Origin of the sequence: Cupriavidus necator N-1 (assembly GCF_000219215.1) — a bacterium.
Classification (GTDB): domain Bacteria; phylum Pseudomonadota; class Gammaproteobacteria; order Burkholderiales; family Burkholderiaceae; genus Cupriavidus; species Cupriavidus necator.
Map to the genome: position 1 here is coordinate 679,974 of NC_015727.1, position 17,721 is coordinate 697,694.

Consider the following 17,721-nt stretch of genomic DNA (forward strand, 5'->3'; position numbering starts at 1 on the left):
TTGATGGTCCGCACCAGACGGGTGACCGGTAATCCACTGGCGTGATGTGAACGTCTCGTCATGGCCGATTCCGCCGGTAGCGGACCAGTTCGTCGGTGGTCACCAGGCGAGGCTTGTTGCCCTTGCCGACGGCTTCCCGCCACCCGCATCAGTCCCCCCAAGGATTGGCCAGCACAACGCCGACCCCTTCAAAGTCCTTGCGGTTGCGCGTGGCCAAGGTGGCGGCGTGGTGCCGACAGATGGCGGCAATTTGCGCGTCGGCCATGCTGATCGGACGCCCCGCTCGGTCGCGCTGGGAGACGAGAGCCGCGTAGTGCACGGCGGCCTCCTCGTCGAAGGGCAGCACCCGGCCAGCGAATTCCTCGTCGAGCATCTGTAGCGCGGCTTCCCGTAACCTGGACTTGCGGCGTCCGTCGGACAGACGAGCAATGCCGTACAGCAGTTCAGCCACGGTCACGGCAGTAATGGAAAGGGACTCTGGTGCCTGTCGGTCGAGCCAGTCGATGACGGCTGGGTCCGCCTCGGCCCGCATCAAGTCCGACAAGACATTGGTGTCGAGACGATCATTCCGGCAACTCCGGGCACCGTGGTCGTTCGACCCGTGCGGGCAGTTCCAATCCGGGATCGGCCAACGTGGCAAAGCGCTGGCGCAGCCGGCTGCCCAGGCCGCCGCGCGCAGGCGGCTTGCTGAGCGCGCGCCGCAAGATCTCGCGCACCTCCTCCTCCATGGAGTGGCCGTGCTGGGCGGCTTCGATGCGCAGCCGGGCCTTCAACTCGTCATCCACGTTTCGAATGGTCAGCGTCGCCATCACCATCCCCCTTGCTTGCATTGAATGCAATGCTAGCAAATTTCAGTCGAAGGGTCGGATCCCCGTTTGCCGATGAAGTCCGGTGAATTTACTAGACATAAGCGGACTTATGTCTAAAGTTATGCGCCGATAGTTTGATAATTAGCGTATTACGTAGTAATATTTATTTATCCAACGACACTTTTACCCCGATGGCCACCGCCGATCTTGAGTTGACCGATGCCGCGCCCGACTTCGAGCGGTCTGCCGCTCTCGCCGGCGACATTGCCGCGCTGCGCGGCCGTTTCCCCGAGACCCGCGCGCTGTACCGCGAGGTCTGCGGCCTGCTGTTCTTCCGCTACGGCATCACGCCCACCGCCAACAAGCTCTATCAGCTGGTGCGCAAGGGCAGCATGGGCACGCCCGCCGAGGTGCTGCAGGCGTTCTGGCAGGAGTTGCGCGGGCGCACCCGCGTCACCATCGACCATCCCGACCTACCGGAGGCGTTGAAGGACATCGCCGCCGGGGCGGTGCAGACCATCTGGCAGGCGGCCAACGAGGCCGCCACCGGCGAGCTGGCCACGCTGCGCGCCGAGGCGCGCGCCGCCGCCAGCGCGGCCGAGGCCGAGCGCGATGCCGCGCACGCCGAGACCGCGCGCGCACGGGAGGCAGCCGCGGCGCTGGTCGCGCAGCTGGACACCGCGCGGCAGGCCATCGAGGCGGGCGAAACGGCGTTGGCCGCCGAGCGCCAGGCCCACGCCGCCACGCAGGCGCGGCTGGAGGCGGGGCGGGCGGAACTCGAGGCGGCGCGCCGGCAGCTGGCGGAGCTGCGTACCCAATTCTCGACGGAGCTGGAGCGTGCCCGCGACCAGGTCGTCATCGCGCAGGAACGGGCCGAGGCCAGCGAGCGCCGCGCCTTGCGCGAACTGGATGCGGAGCGCACTGCGCGCCAGCAGAGCGAGCGGTTGGTCGAAGCGTTGCGCGGCGAACTGGCGGCGGCGCGCGCCGAAGCCCGCGACGCGGCGGTGGCGCAGGCCGAGGCCCGCGCCCGGCTCGAAACCCAGGTCGCGGCCCTCACCGAGCAGCTCACCACGCGGCTTGCGGCTGCCGACGCCGCGGCGCGGAAAGCGGCCGACGACCTGGCCACGGTGCAGGCGGCACTGGCCGCGGCGCAGCGCCGGGCCGAGCGCGCCGAAGCCGAAGCGGCGCTGGCGCGCCAGCTGCTGGCAGAATTGCGGCTGGCGCCGCGCGAACGGGGGGAGGGGGGTAGCGTTGAGCGACGGCGGCGCAAGGCCGGCGGCCCGGCCCCTTCCGCCGGCGACACATCAAGCGACACACCAAGCGAACCGCCAGCCAAAGTCCAGGGGGCGAGCGCCCCGCGCCCGGAAGAGGGCGGCGACAGCAGCGATAGCAGCTACAACGAACACGATGACAGCAAAGACTGAGCGGGCGGCGGCGATCCGCTGGATCCAGGCCGAGATGGCCGACTACGGGCTGAACATGGAGGAGCTGGCCGCGGCGGGGTGCTTCGATCCGCCACCTCCTCCGCCACCGCCGCCCCCACCCCCACCCGCGCCAGCGCCCGTGGTCTGCTACCGCAACGCGGCGGGCCAGAGCTGGGACGGGCAGGGCGAGATGCCCGACTGGCTGCGGCGGGCGGTCAATGCGGGGCAGAGCAAGGAGTTTTACCGGGTTGGATAGGTCCACCGATGCATTCAGCCCTCTGTCCAATGGCGGATGTGACGAGGGCCAAGCTGTTGCACGAGAGCAGGACCGGTGCAAATGAAGCGATCCACCGCGCGACCCCGGCCGCCGGCTCCACCAGGAGCGCGGCTTCCCGGGACTGGGCCTTTCGCATCGGCGAGAATTCGTCAGGAAGGCTGGGCGCAGGCGAGAAGCGAACGACACGCAAGAGACAAGGTCTCACCGTCCATGGGATTAGGAAGCGTCTGCACGTGCAGTGGCTTCGATGAAGGAGAACAAATTGGCCCCAGAGCAAGAGGTCGAACCCCGTGTCGCGAGCAATGCGACGAACGGACCTGGTCAGATGGAGCTTCCCATCGCTGAGGCGATGCGCGACGCGGATCCCGCCATGGGTGAAGCCAGTGGTGCAGGCGTCGGTAGTGGCAGCGTTGACACTCAGGCCCAACGCTTGGACTTCTGGTCGACAAGCCGGGATAGCGGCCCGACGGCGACCGTGTCATATCGGCGCCGGCGGTCTTACGCAGCCCCGGACGCTTCAACGGAAGACGTGGCACCGGGAGAATCGAGGGAAGCTGCCGCCTCGGCAGCGTTGCCTGAATCCGACGCGCCGCAAGCGCCCATGGAATCCATGCCCTCGGAAGCGACCACAGACGCCGTGGCCGAAGCTCCGGTTGAAGTCCTGGCCACGGACGAACCGATGGAAGCTGCCGCCCAGGACGAACTGACCGAATCGGCCGCCCCGGTAGCACCGCTTTACGCCCCAGCTCCGGAAGCTGCGCCTGAAGAGACGCGGGCCCCGAAGCGCGGTCGGAAGCCGAAAGCGCTCACCGAAACTGCCGCTCCGGAAGCTGCGCCGGAAGAGACACGGGCCCCGAAGCGCGGTCGGAAGCCGAAAACCCTAGCCGAAGTTGCCGCTCCGGAAGTCACGACTCAAGAGACCCCAACCCGGAAGCGCGGGCCGAAGCAGATAACACTGCCTGGAGTGGAGGCTGCCCCGGAAGCGCCGACTCAGAAGCCGCAAACCCGAAAGCCGCGACAAGAGCAAAAAACGCCTACCGCAACCCAAAGCGCGTCCCAATCCTCACTGCTCGCTCAACTGGCATCTGTCAATGCGCAACTTGAGCAGTTGCGAGCCACGGAAGTACCAAAGGTCGTGGAGGAGATTCGGCAGTTGATGCAGGAGTACGACCTCAGCATTGAGGACATTGCGGGCAAGCCCAGTGTTGAGCCCGCTGCCCGCGCTGTTCCGACCAAGACGAAGGCCGCGCAGCCTCCGAGGTACCGCAACCCCAAGACGGGCCAGACCTGGTCGGGGCGCGGTAGGGCTCCCGCGTGGATTGGCAAAAAGCCCGAGCGTTTCCTAATCGATCTCTTGTACTGAACGACAGGTTGGCGGGCGCGTCCGGTCCGCCGCCGCCCCCCCGCTCGTTGCCCGGCTCTTCCCCTTGGACTTCTCATGAGTTCTGTAATTTGCCGCAAATGCATTGAAGATTCCCACCTTGCGAAGGCACTGGAGGAATACTTCCAGCAGCTGACATGCTCCGAGTGCGGGCAACGATCTCGAAAGGCCGTCACAGTTGAAGCCTTAGCTGCAGTCATTGAACCCGTCCTGCGCGAGTACTTTGTTCAGGGAGGCGATATTAAGCACTTCGGTGAGGACGATAGTGAGTGGTATGAGCAGGATGGCGAATCCTTGGACGCAATCATTCAACAGGTAACAGAACAAGATTTCGTGTTCCAGGAAGAACTTGTGAGGGCCATCTGCGACCTCGACGACGCCTGGCCGCCAGACGGGGATGAGGTCTTGTGGGATAGCACTGCATCCTACGTTCCGCGCAGAATGCGACCCCACGAGATGGCGTTATTTTGGGAAGTCGCCACTCAGGAGATCAAACACGGTCAACGGTTCTTCAGCCCATCGGTGCGCCTATTGTTTGATCGTCTGTTCGCGGGGGTCGGCACGATGTACGCCTATGCGGAAGGAACAAAGCAGCCGGTGACGGTCTCTTTGTCGACGGATACGGCGGTCTACCGCTCGCGTGTATGTGCGTCGAGGGCCATGATGAAGGATGCATCTGCCGACCCGATGAAGCATGTCGGCCCGCCGCCCGCGGAAATGGCGAAGGCGGGGAGAATGAATGCCGAAGGGGTTGTGGTCCTCTACACCGCATTAGATCCGGATACGGCCCGCGCGGAGCTTCGCCCAGCTATAGGGAGTGACCTTGCTGTCATCAAAATGACCCCGGTGAGACGATTGAAGGTGCTGGATATGGCGCGACTCGAAACGGTAGCTGCGGGCGCGTTGAGCTATTTTCAGCCGGACTACGAGGAAGAGGTGCTCAAGCACGCTTTCCTTCGACGGCTGCATCGCATGATTTCGCAGCCTATTGTGCCGGGACACGAAGCAGACTACCTGATTACCCAGGCTATGGCTGAGTATCTGGCGAATGTTCATCCAGAGAAATACGATGGCATCAAATTTACGTCGGCCCAGAATCAAGGCGGCATGAATCTGGTGCTGTTCAGCCGTTCTGAATTCGAAAACGATGAGATGGTGGCGAGATTCGGCGTTGACTACGTTTCCGGGAGCATCGAGTTCTCAAGGACCTCGGGTGTCCAGTATTCCCAAGAGCCGCTCGTCTATTTTGAGCGCCAGGATGGAGAACCGGTCGCTTACATGAAAAATGGGGATTATGACCTGGACGATCTCGAATGAGATCGCGTCGCAGAAGATCAGCGAAATCGGCCTTTTGCGGTTTAGCGCTCGTCCAGCGGCAGTAGTTCTCACCTCCTCACACGACTTCGGCATGTGCGATTCGGCCATCCCTCAGGCGGAGACGCGTGCGCGGCTCGAAGCCCAGGCTACCGCACTCACGGATCGGCTCGCGGCCGCCGAGCAGGCGCAACGCCGGCAAATGCTCGAGCTGGAGGCGGGTACCGAGCTGGCGGCGGCGCAGCGGCGCGCCGAGGCCGAGGCGGCGCTCGCGCGTCAGCTGCTGGCAGAAATGCGCGTGGCGCTGCACGAGCGGGACGGTGGGGGCAGGTGGCGGGGTAAGGTCCGCGGTCAGTCGCCAGCGGTGAACGAGGCACAGAACCCACAAAAGCAAGAGTAGGGCGCGCCGACAGGTGTCTCTCGACCCGAATGACGGCAACGACGGTAACGACAGTACCAATAGCAGTGATGACCGCGAACACTGAGCGGGCGGCGGCGATCCGCTGGATCCAGGATCAGATGGCCGACTATGGGCCGACGATGGAAGAGCTAGATGCGCAAGGTGCTTCGAGCCGACACCGCCTCCGCCGGCTGTCTGCTACCGCAATGCCGAGGGGCTCAGCTGGGACGGGTACGGCGAGATGCCTTCATGGCTAAAGCGAACAGTCAATGCGGGACAGAACGTGGAGTTTTTTTCGTTTGACTGGCGCGCTATCGAGACCCGGATGACATGTGAGCGGGGGTGACCAATGAGCATTGAAATCAAGTACGAGAAGGTTTATCAAGGTTTGACCTTTGATGGCATGTTGGGCCATATTGCCAACACAATCATTCTGTGGAATCTTGGAAAAGATGGCGATGAGTGGAGAGGGACTCAAAACGATTGTCAATTGGTGGTAAGTTTTCTCTTACGCTCCTATCACCGGCGAATGCTGGCGACAGGCAAGTATGGCGAAATTCCGTCGACGCGGGACGGAGGCGAAGCTTTCGATGGGGGAAAGGGATACCACCTTGAGCATGCCATTCCAATTGCATGCATCATGTGGGCCCTATTCAATCATGTTACGGCACGTAAATTGCCAGAAGCGATAGCTCAAGTCCGGAAAATTGTGGACGAGACGATGAAGGTTGCTCACGTTTCTGAGAGGGAACACAAGGACCTGTCAGAAATTTTGTGTTTAGGGCATAACATGTCGATAAGGAGCATGTATGCCACGCAAGACGAAAACCAGCCAAGCCGCAGACCGTGAGCTGCCGGCCATTCCCGAGGACCTGATCGCCCATTTCGTGAAGGGCCCCATGACCGCCGAGGCGGTTCAGGACGCCTCGATGGCGTTCAAGAAGGCCCTGATCGAGCGCGCCTTGGGCGCCGAGCTCGGCCATCACCTGGGCTACCAGCCGGGCGCGGAGCGCCCGGCCGGCACGGCCAACCAGCGCAACGGCAAGAGCGCCAAGACCGTCCTGACCGAGGATGGCCCGCTGAGGGTGGACATCCCGCGCGACCGCGATGGCAGCTTCGATCCGATCCTGATTCCCAAGCACGAACGGCGCTTCACCGGGTTCGACGACAAGATCATCGCCATGTACGCCCGTGGCATGACCGTGCGCGAGATCCAGGCGTTTCTGGCCGAACAGTACGGCACCGAGGTCTCGCCCGAGTTCATCAGCTCGGTGACCGATGCAGTGATGGACGAAGTCACTGCCTGGCAGGCCCGCCCGCTTGAGGTGATGTATCCGGTCGTGTTCTTCGACGCGCTGCGGGTCAAGATGCGTGAGGACGGCGTGGTGCGCAACAAGGCCGTCTACCTGGCCTTGGGCGTGCTGCCGGACGGCACGCGCGACATCCTGGGCCTGTGGATCGAGACCACCGAAGGTGCCAAGTTCTGGATGAAGGTGTTCAACGACCTGAAGACCCGTGGCACCCAGGACATACTGATCGCGGTGACCGATGGTCTTAAGGGCATGGAACAGGCCCTGGCCGCGGTGTTCCCGAACACCACGCTGCAGACCTGCATCGTGCATCTGATCCGGAACAGTTTGGAATACGCCAGTTGGAAGGAGCGCCGGGCCGTGGCTGCGGCGCTCAAGCCCGTGTACACCGCGCCCACCGTGGAGGCTGCGCTGGCCGAGCTGGCGGCCTTCGAGCAAGGGGAATGGGGCAAGCGGTACACCCCGATCGCCGCGTCCTGGCGTCGCGCGTGGGACCAGGTGATCCCGTTCTTTACGTTCCCGCCGGCGATCCGCAAGATCATCTACACGACCAACGCGATCGAGAGCGTCAACGCCCAACTGCGCAAGATCATCAAGACGCGGGGTCACTTCCCCAGCGATGAAGCGGCGACCAAGCTGCTGTGGCTGGCCCTGCGCAACATCACCGGGAAGTGGGGCAGTTCAACGCATGACTGGAAGGCTGCCATGAACCAGTTTGCAATCCTCTACGAGGAGCGCTTCACCCATCCACATCGTTGAGATAATGCTGGCTCACCGGTCGAAATGACGATGAGCCTTTAACTGCCCTGCACACAAAAAAACTGACAGGCCCGAACACAAACACCTCAACAAGTTGTACCAATGCACGATGCCGATTGGATGCGAGTATCCCTGGCATGGTGATAGAGCGTGGGCACGGTATACAGAGTCGGGCCTTTCAAAACCCACACTGAAGAGAAGCTAAGCAGATTTCCGCGACTCGGTGGCGGTGCTTTGACCCGCCAACGGCAGACTGCTCCCGCTATGCCGAGCCGCTGACTTGGGACGGGACGGGCAGGGTGTCAACGCTGAATGTTGCGATACCTATCAAACACGCGTAAGCGCCAGCGTTGATGTGAGGCGCGGGTTGGACTCACGTGGGGCGTGCGTGGAAAACGTTGGAGACGCCAAGCCCGATAATCGAACGAGACCCATGCTAGCCCGCCAAGCATAGGTCGCCGTCGTGCGCTCTGTTTCCTTTTTTGGGCAATGCGGATGTAGAATCATGCGCATGAAAAATGCTCTAAATCTCAAGTACAACGGCCCTGCAGTCGATACAGGCCGAATGGACGCCTATGAGACGGCAGCAAACATCATTGCCTTCTCGGACTTCTTGCAGGCGGCCGCGCAGGAATGCTATGGGCCCCCGGCGTCAGAATTGTTGTCGTGTCACCTGATTTCGATTGACCCAGTCTGGGGGCGGTAGAGTCAGAGTGAATGAGAGCCTATTCAGCAGAGAGAAAGGAAGCGCTGTTGCGTCGCATGATGCCCCCCGAGAACGCGTTGGTGTCGGCGTTGGCAAGGGAGACGGGAGTTGCGGAGCAGACGTTGTATGCTTGGCGTCGACAGATGAAAGCGCAAGGAGTCCCGGTGCCGGGAGATGGAAAGAACCCCGAGGCGTGGTCCTCGGAGGACAAGTTTGCGGTGGTACTGGAAACCGCGCCGCTCAATGAAGCGGAATTGGCGGAGTATTGCCGCCGCAAGGGTCTTTACGCGGAGCAGATCGCTGCCTGGCGGGAGGCCTGTCGCTCGGCCAATGCCAACGCCGGTGAACAGGCGCGAGAACAACGACTTCAGTCCAAGGGTGACAAGAAGCGCATCCAGCAGCTTGAGAAGGAATTACAGCGAAAGGAGAAGGCGCTGGCGGAGGCGGCCGCATTGCTCATCCTGAGAAAAAAAGCCCAGGCGATTTGGGGAGAAAAAGAGGACGACTGATCAACGTCCCAGATCGCCGATTGTGTATATCGTTGATTCGTGAGGCAGAACGCTCTGGCTGCCGACTGGCACAGGCTTGCGACGAGTTGGGTCTGAGCTTGCGCACCTTCCAGCGCTGGGTTCGAGAAGGCGACGAGGTGGTCGCAGATGCTCGCACCACCACTGTGCGGCCAGCGCCAGCCAACAAGCTAAGCAAGGCGGAACGCCAGCAGATTCTTGCGGTGGCCAACAGCGTGGAGTTTGCCAGTTTGCCGCCCAGCCAGATCGTACCGACGCTGGCGGACCGCGGCCAGTACGTGGCCTCGGAGTCGAGCTTCTATCGTGTCTTGCGTAGCGCGTCGCAGCAGCATCACCGCGGTCGTGCGCGCAAGCCCTCGGCGCGGGTGGTGACCAGCCATTGCGCCACCGGACCCAATCAGGTGTGGAGCTGGGACATTACCTGGATGCCGGCAGCAATCAAGGGCCAGTATTACTACTGGTACATGATGCTGGACGTGTTCAGCCGCAAGATCGTCGGTCATGAAGTGCATCGGGCGGAGTCGGCGGAGTTGGCGGCGTTGCTCATGCGGCGAGCCAGTTTGGCCGAAGGTCTGGCTGGACGTCCTCTGGTTCTGCACTCGGATAACGGCAGTCCAATGAAGGGCGCGACGATGCTCGCCACCCTGGAAAACCTGGGGGTGGTCGCTTCGTTCAGCCGGCCGCGCGTGAGCAATGACAACCCCTACGCCGAGTCGCTGTTCCGGACCTGCAAGTATCGGCCGGACTACCCGCGCCAAGCATTCGGCAGCGTGGACGAGGCGCGTGCATGGACGCAGCGATTTGTGCGTTGGTACAACCACGAGCACAAGCATAGTGGGCTGAAATTCGTGACACCGGCGCAGCGCCACGGTGGCGTAGCCGCGGCGGTGCTGGCGCACCGTGAAGCAGTCTATGCTGAGGCTAAGGCCAGAACGCCCAAGCGTTGGTCCGGGCCGACACGGAACTGGAGTTTGGCAGACGAAGTCTGGCTCAATCCGGAACGGATTGAGCCAGCAGAACTAAAGCAGGTTGCGTGAGGTGACGTGACAACTACGTTGACAATCGCCGTGGGCCAGATGTAAAGCTCCGCACCGAGGTCAGAGCATTCGAGCACAGTTCATTCAAGGTGAGCTTCCTTTTGGATATGGGAAGCTTCCTTAGCACGCTATTCTCAGGCCCCGTGTCGCCGAAGGATTACTTGCAAATCCTCAAATCTGCATTCGAGGCTTGGAAATTTCTGAAGGGCAAAGAGCCAAAGGAGGCAATTCGAGTCGACAACGAGTCGATTGCTGTTACGAATTCAACTGGAGAAGTGCGAGTTTTTAAGGATTGCGTGATCAACATCATCAGCAATGAGAAGGCAGGTGACGCGGTCGAACGATTCGTAGGTACGGCGCTTTCCAGTGACGGAGTGAATCGCGTTTCGTTGGAAGATTCGCGCGGAAGGGAAGTCACAAGCGCTGATTCGAGTGAAGCCGACTACTTCCACACGCAAACGACCAGCAACCCCACCTACGAGTTCGAGAACGTGATGGCCCTAATCATTGAGGCGCCAACGTTCAGGGATGGGAACAAATGGAAGTTCTCAGATGGCCAATCCACCTTCAACGCATTGATCGAGGACAAGGAATTCATCGCCCGCGTGAAAACTGGTGAGGAGCGGTTCGGCAATGGTGACGAGCTCGTGGTCCGGCTGAAGACGCAACAAACGATTAGCTCCGGTGGCGCAGTAAAGACTGACAAGACGATCACTGAGGTGCTTGAGCACAAGATCAGACATCAAGGAAAGTTGCTTTAGTGAAGTGTCACAACGGCAATTTCAGCTTGCTTCCATCCCACTGACCCGGCCCAGCGCCGGGTTTTTCGTTTCGCACGATCGATACCGCTATGAGCGCGACGGCACCCAGTAGGGTGCCTGCGCTCGGCCCAAGAGTCCGTCTAGCGGGCTTTCTTGTTTGCTCCCCTGGGCGTGGACCTCTCGCACATCTTCGCTTTCGGAAAGGACATCGGGTTGGCCACGGAAGCTACCGCATCGAGAGGAAGCACGCTCACTAGGGGTCATCGTACTTTGCGTGCATTTTCTGGCGGTATGCCCCCGAAAGCTTTTGGCTATCAAGGACTTACGAATGCACCGTCGGCACGTGATTTATTGCACCGAGAAACCTTGCTGCGGGCGGCTCCGCGGTCGGCTACCACCATTTTTTGCATGGAAAGTACGATGACCCCCGGGACCTGCGGGCCTCGGCACCCGAACGGGTGGTCGAAGCGGCGACCGACGAGGTGCAGGCCATCGCCCACGGCTAACCTAGGCCCAACCCGCTAGGGGCATGGCGCCGTCGCGCAATCCCTCCCGACGCCGCGTGGCGTGCCCTCTGGGCAGGCCACATACTCAAGCCTTGGCGTGTCGCCGCTCCTGCGATTTCGCCGCTCGACTGACAGCCGTCGTCGTGCGCCTAGCAGACGCGGCGCTTTTGATTGGAGAGGGTGGTGGGGTGACGCCGCTTCCGGTTGATCTGCCCTTGGTCCCGGCGAGCTTGGCCGGCGCGGTCTTGGTGGTCGCGGTTTTGGCCGCGATTCCCTTGGTCGCGGCGCGCTTGGCTGGCACCGTCTTGGTAGGCGCAGTCTTGGCCGCGCCGCGCTTGGCCGGCACGGTCTTGGTGGGCGCAGTTCTGGTCGCGCCGCCCTTGGAGGCGGAGCGCTTGGACGGCACATTCTTGGCCGGCGCCGTTTTGACCGCGCCGCTCTGGGTGGCGGCGCGCTTGGCCGGCGTGTTCTGGGTCGCAGTTTTGACCGGGACGCCTTGGATTATGGCGCGTTTGGTCGGCGAGCTCTTAGTTGTCGTAGTCTTTGTCGAGGGGCCTTTCGCCAGGGAAGATGGGGCTCTCTTGGCCACGACGTTTGTCGTCGGCGCGCGACCGACGCGCAGCGGTGGATCCTCGGCGACTACGAATCTCCCCGTACGTGCATTGGCGCGGGTGGCATCCGCTCCCACGATTACCAGTTTGCCGCTCGCCTTGTCACGCAACATGGACCGAGCGATGGCCCTCAGCCGCTCGCTGTTGTCAGTCGAACTCGCTGTCGTCGATGTCACATATCTGTCGGCAAATCGTTGAAGACGGGTTCGTTCCTCGGCCGTTGCCTGGCGCCCATAGACGCCTTTGCGAGCTTTGATCAGTTTCATAGGAATTACCTCGGGATGACGTCAGACTAGAGCCAATCGGCGGCTACCGCAAGCGGGGTGACTGTTTCGAGTTTCCAGCGTCGGGTCGTCTTCAGATCGGTGCGATGGTCGAGCGAGTATTGTTCATCCTTTTCCGCGATTACCGTCAGGACGAGTCCATGATGGTCCGCAGGAAGATAGAGCTCTGTGTTGGCGCCTTGGTCGTGTCTCCAGAGGCCGACTGCGCGTGCGGGATTGCGTTCTCCCAGATTGGAGCGATCGACCATGCCGGCGGATGTGATAGACAGGACGGATGAGCCAGGGTCCTCGGCCAGTACGGTCGCATATCGACCGGGCCAGCGTACGGCCAACTGTGGCCCGTCCATCAGGAGGGCCACGACTAGATTGGGACCGACCGATCTGATGACAGGCATGGCCGGGTCGGCGCGGGCAAGATCCTCACAGATGAGTACTGTCATGCAGAGGTCGTCGCGTAACGCGAGGAAAGGCAGTTGCCTACCGTCAACCGCAATGTGCTCCCAGACCTTAAGTGGCGCGGGAGAGGGTACGCCTGTCAAGCCGTATCGCTTGATCTGCTCTTTGTCAAGCGCCCAACGGTGGTGTTTGGAGTGCGCCTTGTCATATAGCACGCGTTCGCTGAGCTTAACGTTCCCGCGTGCGAAAACCATCGTTTTCGCCCGATTGCGGCCGGGCTGTCCATCGTAGGTTTCGTGCCCCGGCTCGCCCGCGGCCATGGTCCCGGTAATCAGAAACTTGAGCCCGGGAATTGGCCTGCGGGCCAGCACATCGAGCAACTGGCTGGCGAGCTCTTCCGTTAAAGCGCACTCCGGGAAAAGCACACCGTCAATCGCATCAGATCCAAATTTAGCAATTGCCTGTTCGACCAGCGGGGCGATCAACTCGTCACGTAGCATTTTGGCCGTGACTGCTGGCCTTTTGAGCCAGGTCGGTTTGACAGTGAAGTACGGCTGCATCTTGGCGCCACTGTGCATCTCCCGCGTTGGGCCCGCAGCAACAAAGCTTTCGTCGTCGACACGAAACGGAAATGGGATAACGAGCAGTCGCATCACATCGCCGCTCGGTCCGTTGTCTGGGAGCACCCATTCTGACTGTACGACGCTGGTCGGGGGTAGAAGCGCTAGGTGATGGCTCATCGCACGCACCGTGCAGCCGACCGAGGGAGTCAAGGATTTGGGTAGTACGGTGAGCTTCGTTGGGGGAACTTTCTCGCAAATCGAATGTGGGACATAGGGTAGCAGGGCAGTCTTGTCGATCTCTCCCACTCGATCAAGAAGGGAAAGGGCCGCGCGTTCCGTCATTTCGGTCGCTTTTTCCTTATCCCGCGAAATCCAGCCGACGCCTGCCGATGCCTCGTCAGCAACGGCGAGTAGGCGCATAAGGGTCAATACCACAGGGCTATAAGGGATGCTGGCTTGGATCTTTGCCAGACTGACGCCCCCATGGAGCATGAGTAGGTCATACCACCACACTTTGACCACTTGCGGACATTGGCCTGTGCTCCTCCATTCGTCGGCGGCGTCGAGAACCTCATTGATGTACACGCTGTGACGAAGGTAATGACCCTCCACAAGGGACGCCTCCGTATAGCAGCCGGAAGCTTCCATCAAGGTCGCGGCGACCGCAAATACGTCTGCAGGCCAACGTGGAGGGATGAGCCATCGCAGGATGTGATTGATGGCGGCATCACCAGTCTCTTCGATCGGCTCAAAATGGCTGCCGTTTGGAAGCAAATCCTCGACAACACTGAGGATCGTGAGTTCATGGCCATCGACATTCCCCCTCATGGGGGCAGTACTTGGCGCCTTCGTTGTACGCTTGACCTGGCTCGGCTTTTTTGGGGTGGACATGACGGTGACGGGCAGAAATTAATGAAACCGGCGTCTGGTAGCGAAATTGGCGCAATATCGCGTCGACACCCGGAATGCTAACGCAACCTCCGGCATCGATGAAGATTCCTGCTGGCGTCGTGTCACGGTGGCATCCAGCATGGTTTGTCGATATCGGATGAACCAGGCGGAGCCTAAAGATGCGCATTGTGTTTGAGATAGGTGAAACCGGCTGTGTCGGGCAGTGTCTCAAGCGTCCTGTTGATGAAATACTTGGTGACGCTTAGGCTCCAGCGAGCCAGTGCGGGCGTGTCAATCAGTTCCAGCCAGCCTGAACATTGCGAATTCGAGGTGTCGATGTTCAGAACGTCTTTCAATGCCGTGAGTACTGGCGGTAAAGCGCGGGATGCGTTGACAAGTGCTCCGTCGTGGTCGTACAGGAATTCCGAGCCGCCTCGGTGGACAATCGCGTTGCGCAATTCGAAAAGCTCGCCGACGCCCTCGGGGAGCGTTGATCTCCACGCTGCCTTCTTGTCCTTGGGGTCGGTAGGATTTCGTGTCTCCTCTCGCAACAGTCCGTCGAGGACGTAGTATTGATCGAGTCCCGAACGCTTCTGGTCCGTGAGTTCCTTGATCCGATCGGCGAATCCCCTTTCCATAGGCGTGAGAGGTTCGAGGTTCGATACCGTAAATTCCCACTTCTTGCGCCCCCAACGGTCTTGGTTCTGGTTCGATTCGTTGCGGGCGGTCTTCTCAAATTCCTGTCTGGCATGCAACGAAACAGCGATATCGCCAGGCAGTGCTTCGATAGCCGCGACGCTCATGATTGAGCACGGTATGCCACCACTGTCCTTTTGCGCCTTGGTGGCAAGTTCGAACAGGTAGCTCGAATGAAATGGGACGAATGATCTGCGGACGTCTGTTTTGGTCATTGATATTCCATCGCGTTCGGTTCTGCAAGTTCCACGGATTGAATCCGGTCAAATCTGCCAACTCAGGGCCAAGGTTAGTGCTGGGAGTAACTCGCGTGCGATACACGCAGGCCGAAAATGCGTTGGGAGTTCTTCGGCATCGTCTGTCGCCTCCCCTCCCCGACGTATCAGTAGACCGCGGCGGAACGCAGAATCTGGCAACAGCCGGGCTGCTTCCCAGTATTCGAAGTCTGCCGAATGCCTGCAGGGCGGCCGCAATGGAGATGGGGGGATTGCTTGCGCGATCACTATTCGATGTTCATTCAAACTCGCGAGGCGAATTGGTCATCACCGGAACTCCGGCTGCGGTGGACTTGCGAGGCTATCGACTGCCTATGTGGCATGGCACCGCGTTTTTTGGATTGTCGTTTTGGTAAATGCTAGTAAGCGATTGATTATGTCACAGAAAATAAGGGGTCACTTGCGATAATTATTGATGTTTAGTCGGGTTGAATGATTTGAGTCATGCGGCATCTGTCGCGGCACTGTCATTCGCAAGGCGGGCGCCCATGCCCTGCAGAGGAAGGGGTGTCGGCATAGGGAGGATCGCACATAACTTTATGTTTTCAGCTCGCAGGGCATTGGAGAAAAAAAATGGTTCTTCGCCGATCTGCGGGGTGGTTGGAGGGTCCCAGAACGACCCTGAACTGCCCTTCGACCCAGAGCAACCTCTACGGCTGCTTCCGCAGGGCGGAGCCGACGTTTGAATGTCCGAGTGAAGCCGTGGGCCAGCGACCGAAAATGGCTGCGGTTGCCGACGCTGGTGGCAATTGAGGCTGTAGCGGTCGCAGTGTAGTAGGCCCCCGGTGCGGGCCTTTTTATCGATCTTGCGACAACAGCCGCCATACCGGAATGCTGCCATCGAAACTATCGAAACACTCCCGGATCGCGTCGGTCACAACGCTTGGATCGCAATTGGCGGCATCCGGAACGCATGCCCGAATGAGATCTTCGACGTCAAAGCGCTGTTCCGCCCGAGTTCGCCAGGCATCGCGGTCGCGGGCTAGGATTGGAAGGTACTGGTCTCGGATCGGGATGTAACGCATGGCTCAGACTCGACATGATGGTGCCCCGTATTGACGTCCGCCTCGCGTATTTCTTGACCCATCCACTGCTTACGTCAACCAAAGGGCGACGGTGAACCGAACCGTCAGGTCCTGGGCCCAGCGTCACGGGATTCCACGCCAGTCCGGCAAATTCCGGATTTCCAGTCCGGCAAAAGCGCACGTCGTCCGGCTAATTCCGGTTTCCTACACTTTTGCGCGAAGTTGGCGGCTGATGCAGCAAAAAGCCGCTCCCCTCTTACGGTTTTGGACATAACACCAGTTATGTCAATTTTCGATAGCGTTGCGTGCGTACGGGCTTTGCGGAAGGGACAGCTTCAACGATGACAGTCGTCGTAGGAGCAGCGCTCGGCTTTATGTTCGGATCGCCTGCCGGAGTCAAGCCTGACGCACGCGTCCTGGCCACGGCTTGCTCGATACCGCGTCCGACAACGTCTTGAAAGCGTTGACTCATGATGTAGTGGATCAGTTTTGAAGCCATTGCGCCTTCCCTCTGTGGTTCGTGAGTTCATCATAGCGGACCAAGCAGCCTGGTGCGCAAGGGCAGGATGGGCACGCCCGACGAGGTGGTTGCAGGCGTTCTGGCAGGAACTGCGCGGGCGCACGCGCGTTACCATCGACCATCCCGACTTGCCGGATGCGCTGAAGGACATCGCGTCGGGGGCGGTGCAGATCATCTGGCAGGCGGCCCACGCCGCCGGCCCCAGCGTCACCGCCAGTGGTCTGCTACCGCAACGCCGCGGGGCAGAGTCGGGAGGGGCAGGGCGACATGCCCGACTCGCTGCGGCGGGCGGTCAATGCGGGGCAGTCGGTGGAGTTTTTCCGGGGCGCATAGTCGCCGGGTTCGCCGCTTGCCGCTGCCGACACCTCCCTTGCGCTATCATCCGGCCCATCTGGTCCACAGCAAACGACAGGAGCAGCCAATCATGCGACACATCGGTCAGACCGTCTCGTTCATCCGTCCCGACGGCCAGTCGGTCAACGGCTACCTTGCGAAGCCGGATCGCACCGACGGCGCCCCGGCAATCATCGTTGTCCAGGAGTGGTGGGGCCTGAACAACCAGATTCGCGGCGTGGCCGACCGCCTTGGGCGTGCCGGCTACTACGCGCTAGTGCCGGACCTCTACCGCGGCGCCAGCACGGTCGAGCAGGAAGAGGCCCACCACCTGATGTCCAAGCTGAACTTCGGCGACGCCGTGGCGCAGGACATCCGCGGCGCTATGCAGTACCTCGGCACCCTGAGCAGCCGCATCGGTATCACTGGCTTTTGCATGGGTGGCGCGCTGACGCTGCTGTCGCTGAACGCCATCCCCGAGTTGAAGGCAGGTGTGCCGTTCTACGGCATGCCGCCGCTGGAAGCCATCGACCCTGCCAATATTAAGGCGCCGGTGCTCGTCCACTCGGCCACGCAGGACGCGTTCTTTGCGGCCGAAAACTTCGACAAGCTCGAGGAGAAGCTGCGCGCCGGCGGCGTCGACTCGACGTTCCACCGTTACCTCGCGCACCATGCCTTTGCCAACGAGGAAGCCATCGGCGACGGCCGCATCGCCGGTACCCAGTACGACGCCGCTTGGGCGCAGGTCGCCTGGGACCGCACGCTGACGTTCTTCGCGCGCCACCTCTGGCGCTGATCATCGCCAGCCGGGAAGCATCCCGTCTGCGGCCATGCCGCCCTGAACTCGGATGACGGCAGCGACGCAACGATGACAGTAAAAATGAGCGGGCGGAGGCGATCCACTGGATCCAGGCCC

14 protein-coding genes and 4 pseudogenes are annotated in these 17,721 nt (G+C 61.0%); 13 read left to right on the forward strand and 5 right to left on the reverse strand.

Annotated features, from left to right (window positions below; all coding sequences use genetic code 11):
- Positions 1-148 precede the first annotated feature (148 nt).
- Both CNE_RS33130 and CNE_RS33135 read right to left on the reverse strand, forming a co-directional pair.
- Positions 149-559 (reverse strand): annotated as a pseudogene (locus CNE_RS33130) (PIN domain-containing protein); the annotation flags it as partial.
- Between the two features lie 4 nt (positions 560-563).
- Positions 564-809: a FitA-like ribbon-helix-helix domain-containing protein gene (locus CNE_RS33135; RefSeq protein WP_041229250.1), complete on the reverse strand. Its 246-nt coding sequence runs from the start codon at positions 807-809 to the stop codon at positions 564-566.
- A gap of 191 nt (positions 810-1,000) precedes the next feature.
- Here CNE_RS33135 and CNE_RS33140 point away from each other — a divergent pair, with 191 nt between their 5' ends.
- From CNE_RS33140 to CNE_RS33185, 10 genes and pseudogenes are all read left to right on the forward strand, one after another.
- Positions 1,001-2,233: a DNA-binding protein gene (locus CNE_RS33140; protein ID WP_013959119.1), complete on the forward strand. Its 1,233-nt coding sequence runs from the start codon at positions 1,001-1,003 to the stop codon at positions 2,231-2,233.
- Positions 2,217-2,489 carry an H-NS histone family protein gene (locus CNE_RS33145; RefSeq protein ID WP_041229034.1) on the forward strand — a complete coding sequence of 91 codons (273 nt, stop codon included), beginning with the start codon at positions 2,217-2,219 and terminating at the stop codon, positions 2,487-2,489. Before CNE_RS33140 ends, CNE_RS33145 begins: the two co-directional genes overlap by 17 nt.
- Before the next feature lie 268 nt (positions 2,490-2,757).
- The gene (locus CNE_RS33155; protein ID WP_041229036.1) at positions 2,758-3,873 is read left to right on the forward strand and encodes an H-NS family nucleoid-associated regulatory protein; all 1,116 of its coding nucleotides are present in this window, start codon (positions 2,758-2,760) and stop codon (positions 3,871-3,873) included.
- Positions 3,874-3,948: 75 nt separating this feature from the next.
- Positions 3,949-5,208, forward strand: coding sequence for an RES family NAD+ phosphorylase (locus CNE_RS33160; RefSeq protein ID WP_013959122.1), 1,260 nt, complete (start codon positions 3,949-3,951; stop codon positions 5,206-5,208).
- The gene (locus CNE_RS33165) at positions 5,186-5,605 is read left to right on the forward strand and encodes a hypothetical protein (protein ID WP_041229037.1); all 420 of its coding nucleotides are present in this window, start codon (positions 5,186-5,188) and stop codon (positions 5,603-5,605) included. The genes CNE_RS33160 and CNE_RS33165 overlap by 23 nt, the downstream gene beginning before the upstream one ends.
- Positions 5,606-5,673: 68 nt before the next feature.
- Positions 5,674-5,951 (forward strand): annotated as a pseudogene (locus CNE_RS42440) (H-NS histone family protein).
- Between the two features lie 3 nt (positions 5,952-5,954).
- Positions 5,955-6,455, forward strand: coding sequence for a hypothetical protein (locus tag CNE_RS41300; RefSeq protein WP_148271757.1), 501 nt, complete (start codon positions 5,955-5,957; stop codon positions 6,453-6,455).
- Complete coding sequence (locus CNE_RS33170) at positions 6,415-7,674, forward strand: IS256 family transposase (RefSeq protein ID WP_013952233.1); 1,260 nt, start codon at positions 6,415-6,417, stop codon at positions 7,672-7,674. Before CNE_RS41300 ends, CNE_RS33170 begins: the two co-directional genes overlap by 41 nt.
- A gap of 717 nt (positions 7,675-8,391) precedes the next feature.
- Positions 8,392-9,944, forward strand: a protein-coding gene (locus CNE_RS33180) for an IS3 family transposase (protein ID WP_238553202.1) whose coding sequence is annotated in 2 segments (ribosomal slippage) — positions 8,392-8,854 and positions 8,854-9,944 — 1,554 coding nt in all. Because the reading frame shifts where the segments join, the coding sequence is not laid out codon by codon here.
- A 161-nt stretch (positions 9,945-10,105) separates the two neighbouring features.
- The gene (locus CNE_RS33185; RefSeq protein ID WP_148271758.1) at positions 10,106-10,705 is read left to right on the forward strand and encodes a hypothetical protein; all 600 of its coding nucleotides are present in this window, start codon (positions 10,106-10,108) and stop codon (positions 10,703-10,705) included.
- Between the two features lie 591 nt (positions 10,706-11,296).
- On the opposite strand, the gene CNE_RS39945 is transcribed toward CNE_RS33185, so the two are convergent.
- The 3 genes from CNE_RS39945 to CNE_RS33200 all read right to left on the reverse strand — a co-directional run bounded on the left by CNE_RS39945 (position 11,297) and on the right by CNE_RS33200 (position 14,867).
- Positions 11,297-12,088, reverse strand: coding sequence for a hypothetical protein (locus CNE_RS39945; protein ID WP_013959128.1), 792 nt, complete (start codon positions 12,086-12,088; stop codon positions 11,297-11,299).
- A 26-nt stretch (positions 12,089-12,114) separates the two neighbouring features.
- Entirely contained in the window at positions 12,115-13,956 is a 1,842-nt protein-coding gene (locus CNE_RS33195) for a hypothetical protein (RefSeq protein WP_013959129.1), read from the reverse strand.
- A gap of 173 nt (positions 13,957-14,129) precedes the next feature.
- Complete coding sequence (locus CNE_RS33200; protein WP_013959130.1) at positions 14,130-14,867, reverse strand: hypothetical protein; 738 nt, start codon at positions 14,865-14,867, stop codon at positions 14,130-14,132.
- A gap of 1,630 nt (positions 14,868-16,497) precedes the next feature.
- On the opposite strand from CNE_RS33200, the pseudogene CNE_RS42445 reads away from it, so the two are divergent.
- From CNE_RS42445 to CNE_RS33205, 3 genes and pseudogenes are all read left to right on the forward strand, one after another.
- A pseudogene (locus CNE_RS42445) lies at positions 16,498-16,670 on the forward strand (DNA-binding protein); the annotation flags it as partial.
- Positions 16,659-16,805: pseudogene (locus CNE_RS43350) on the forward strand (H-NS family nucleoid-associated regulatory protein); the annotation flags it as partial. The pseudogenes CNE_RS42445 and CNE_RS43350, both read left to right, overlap by 12 nt.
- 91 nt (positions 16,806-16,896) lie before the next feature.
- Positions 16,897-17,601 carry a dienelactone hydrolase family protein gene (locus CNE_RS33205; protein ID WP_013959132.1) on the forward strand — a complete coding sequence of 235 codons (705 nt, stop codon included), beginning with the start codon at positions 16,897-16,899 and terminating at the stop codon, positions 17,599-17,601.
- Positions 17,602-17,721 lie beyond the last annotated feature (120 nt).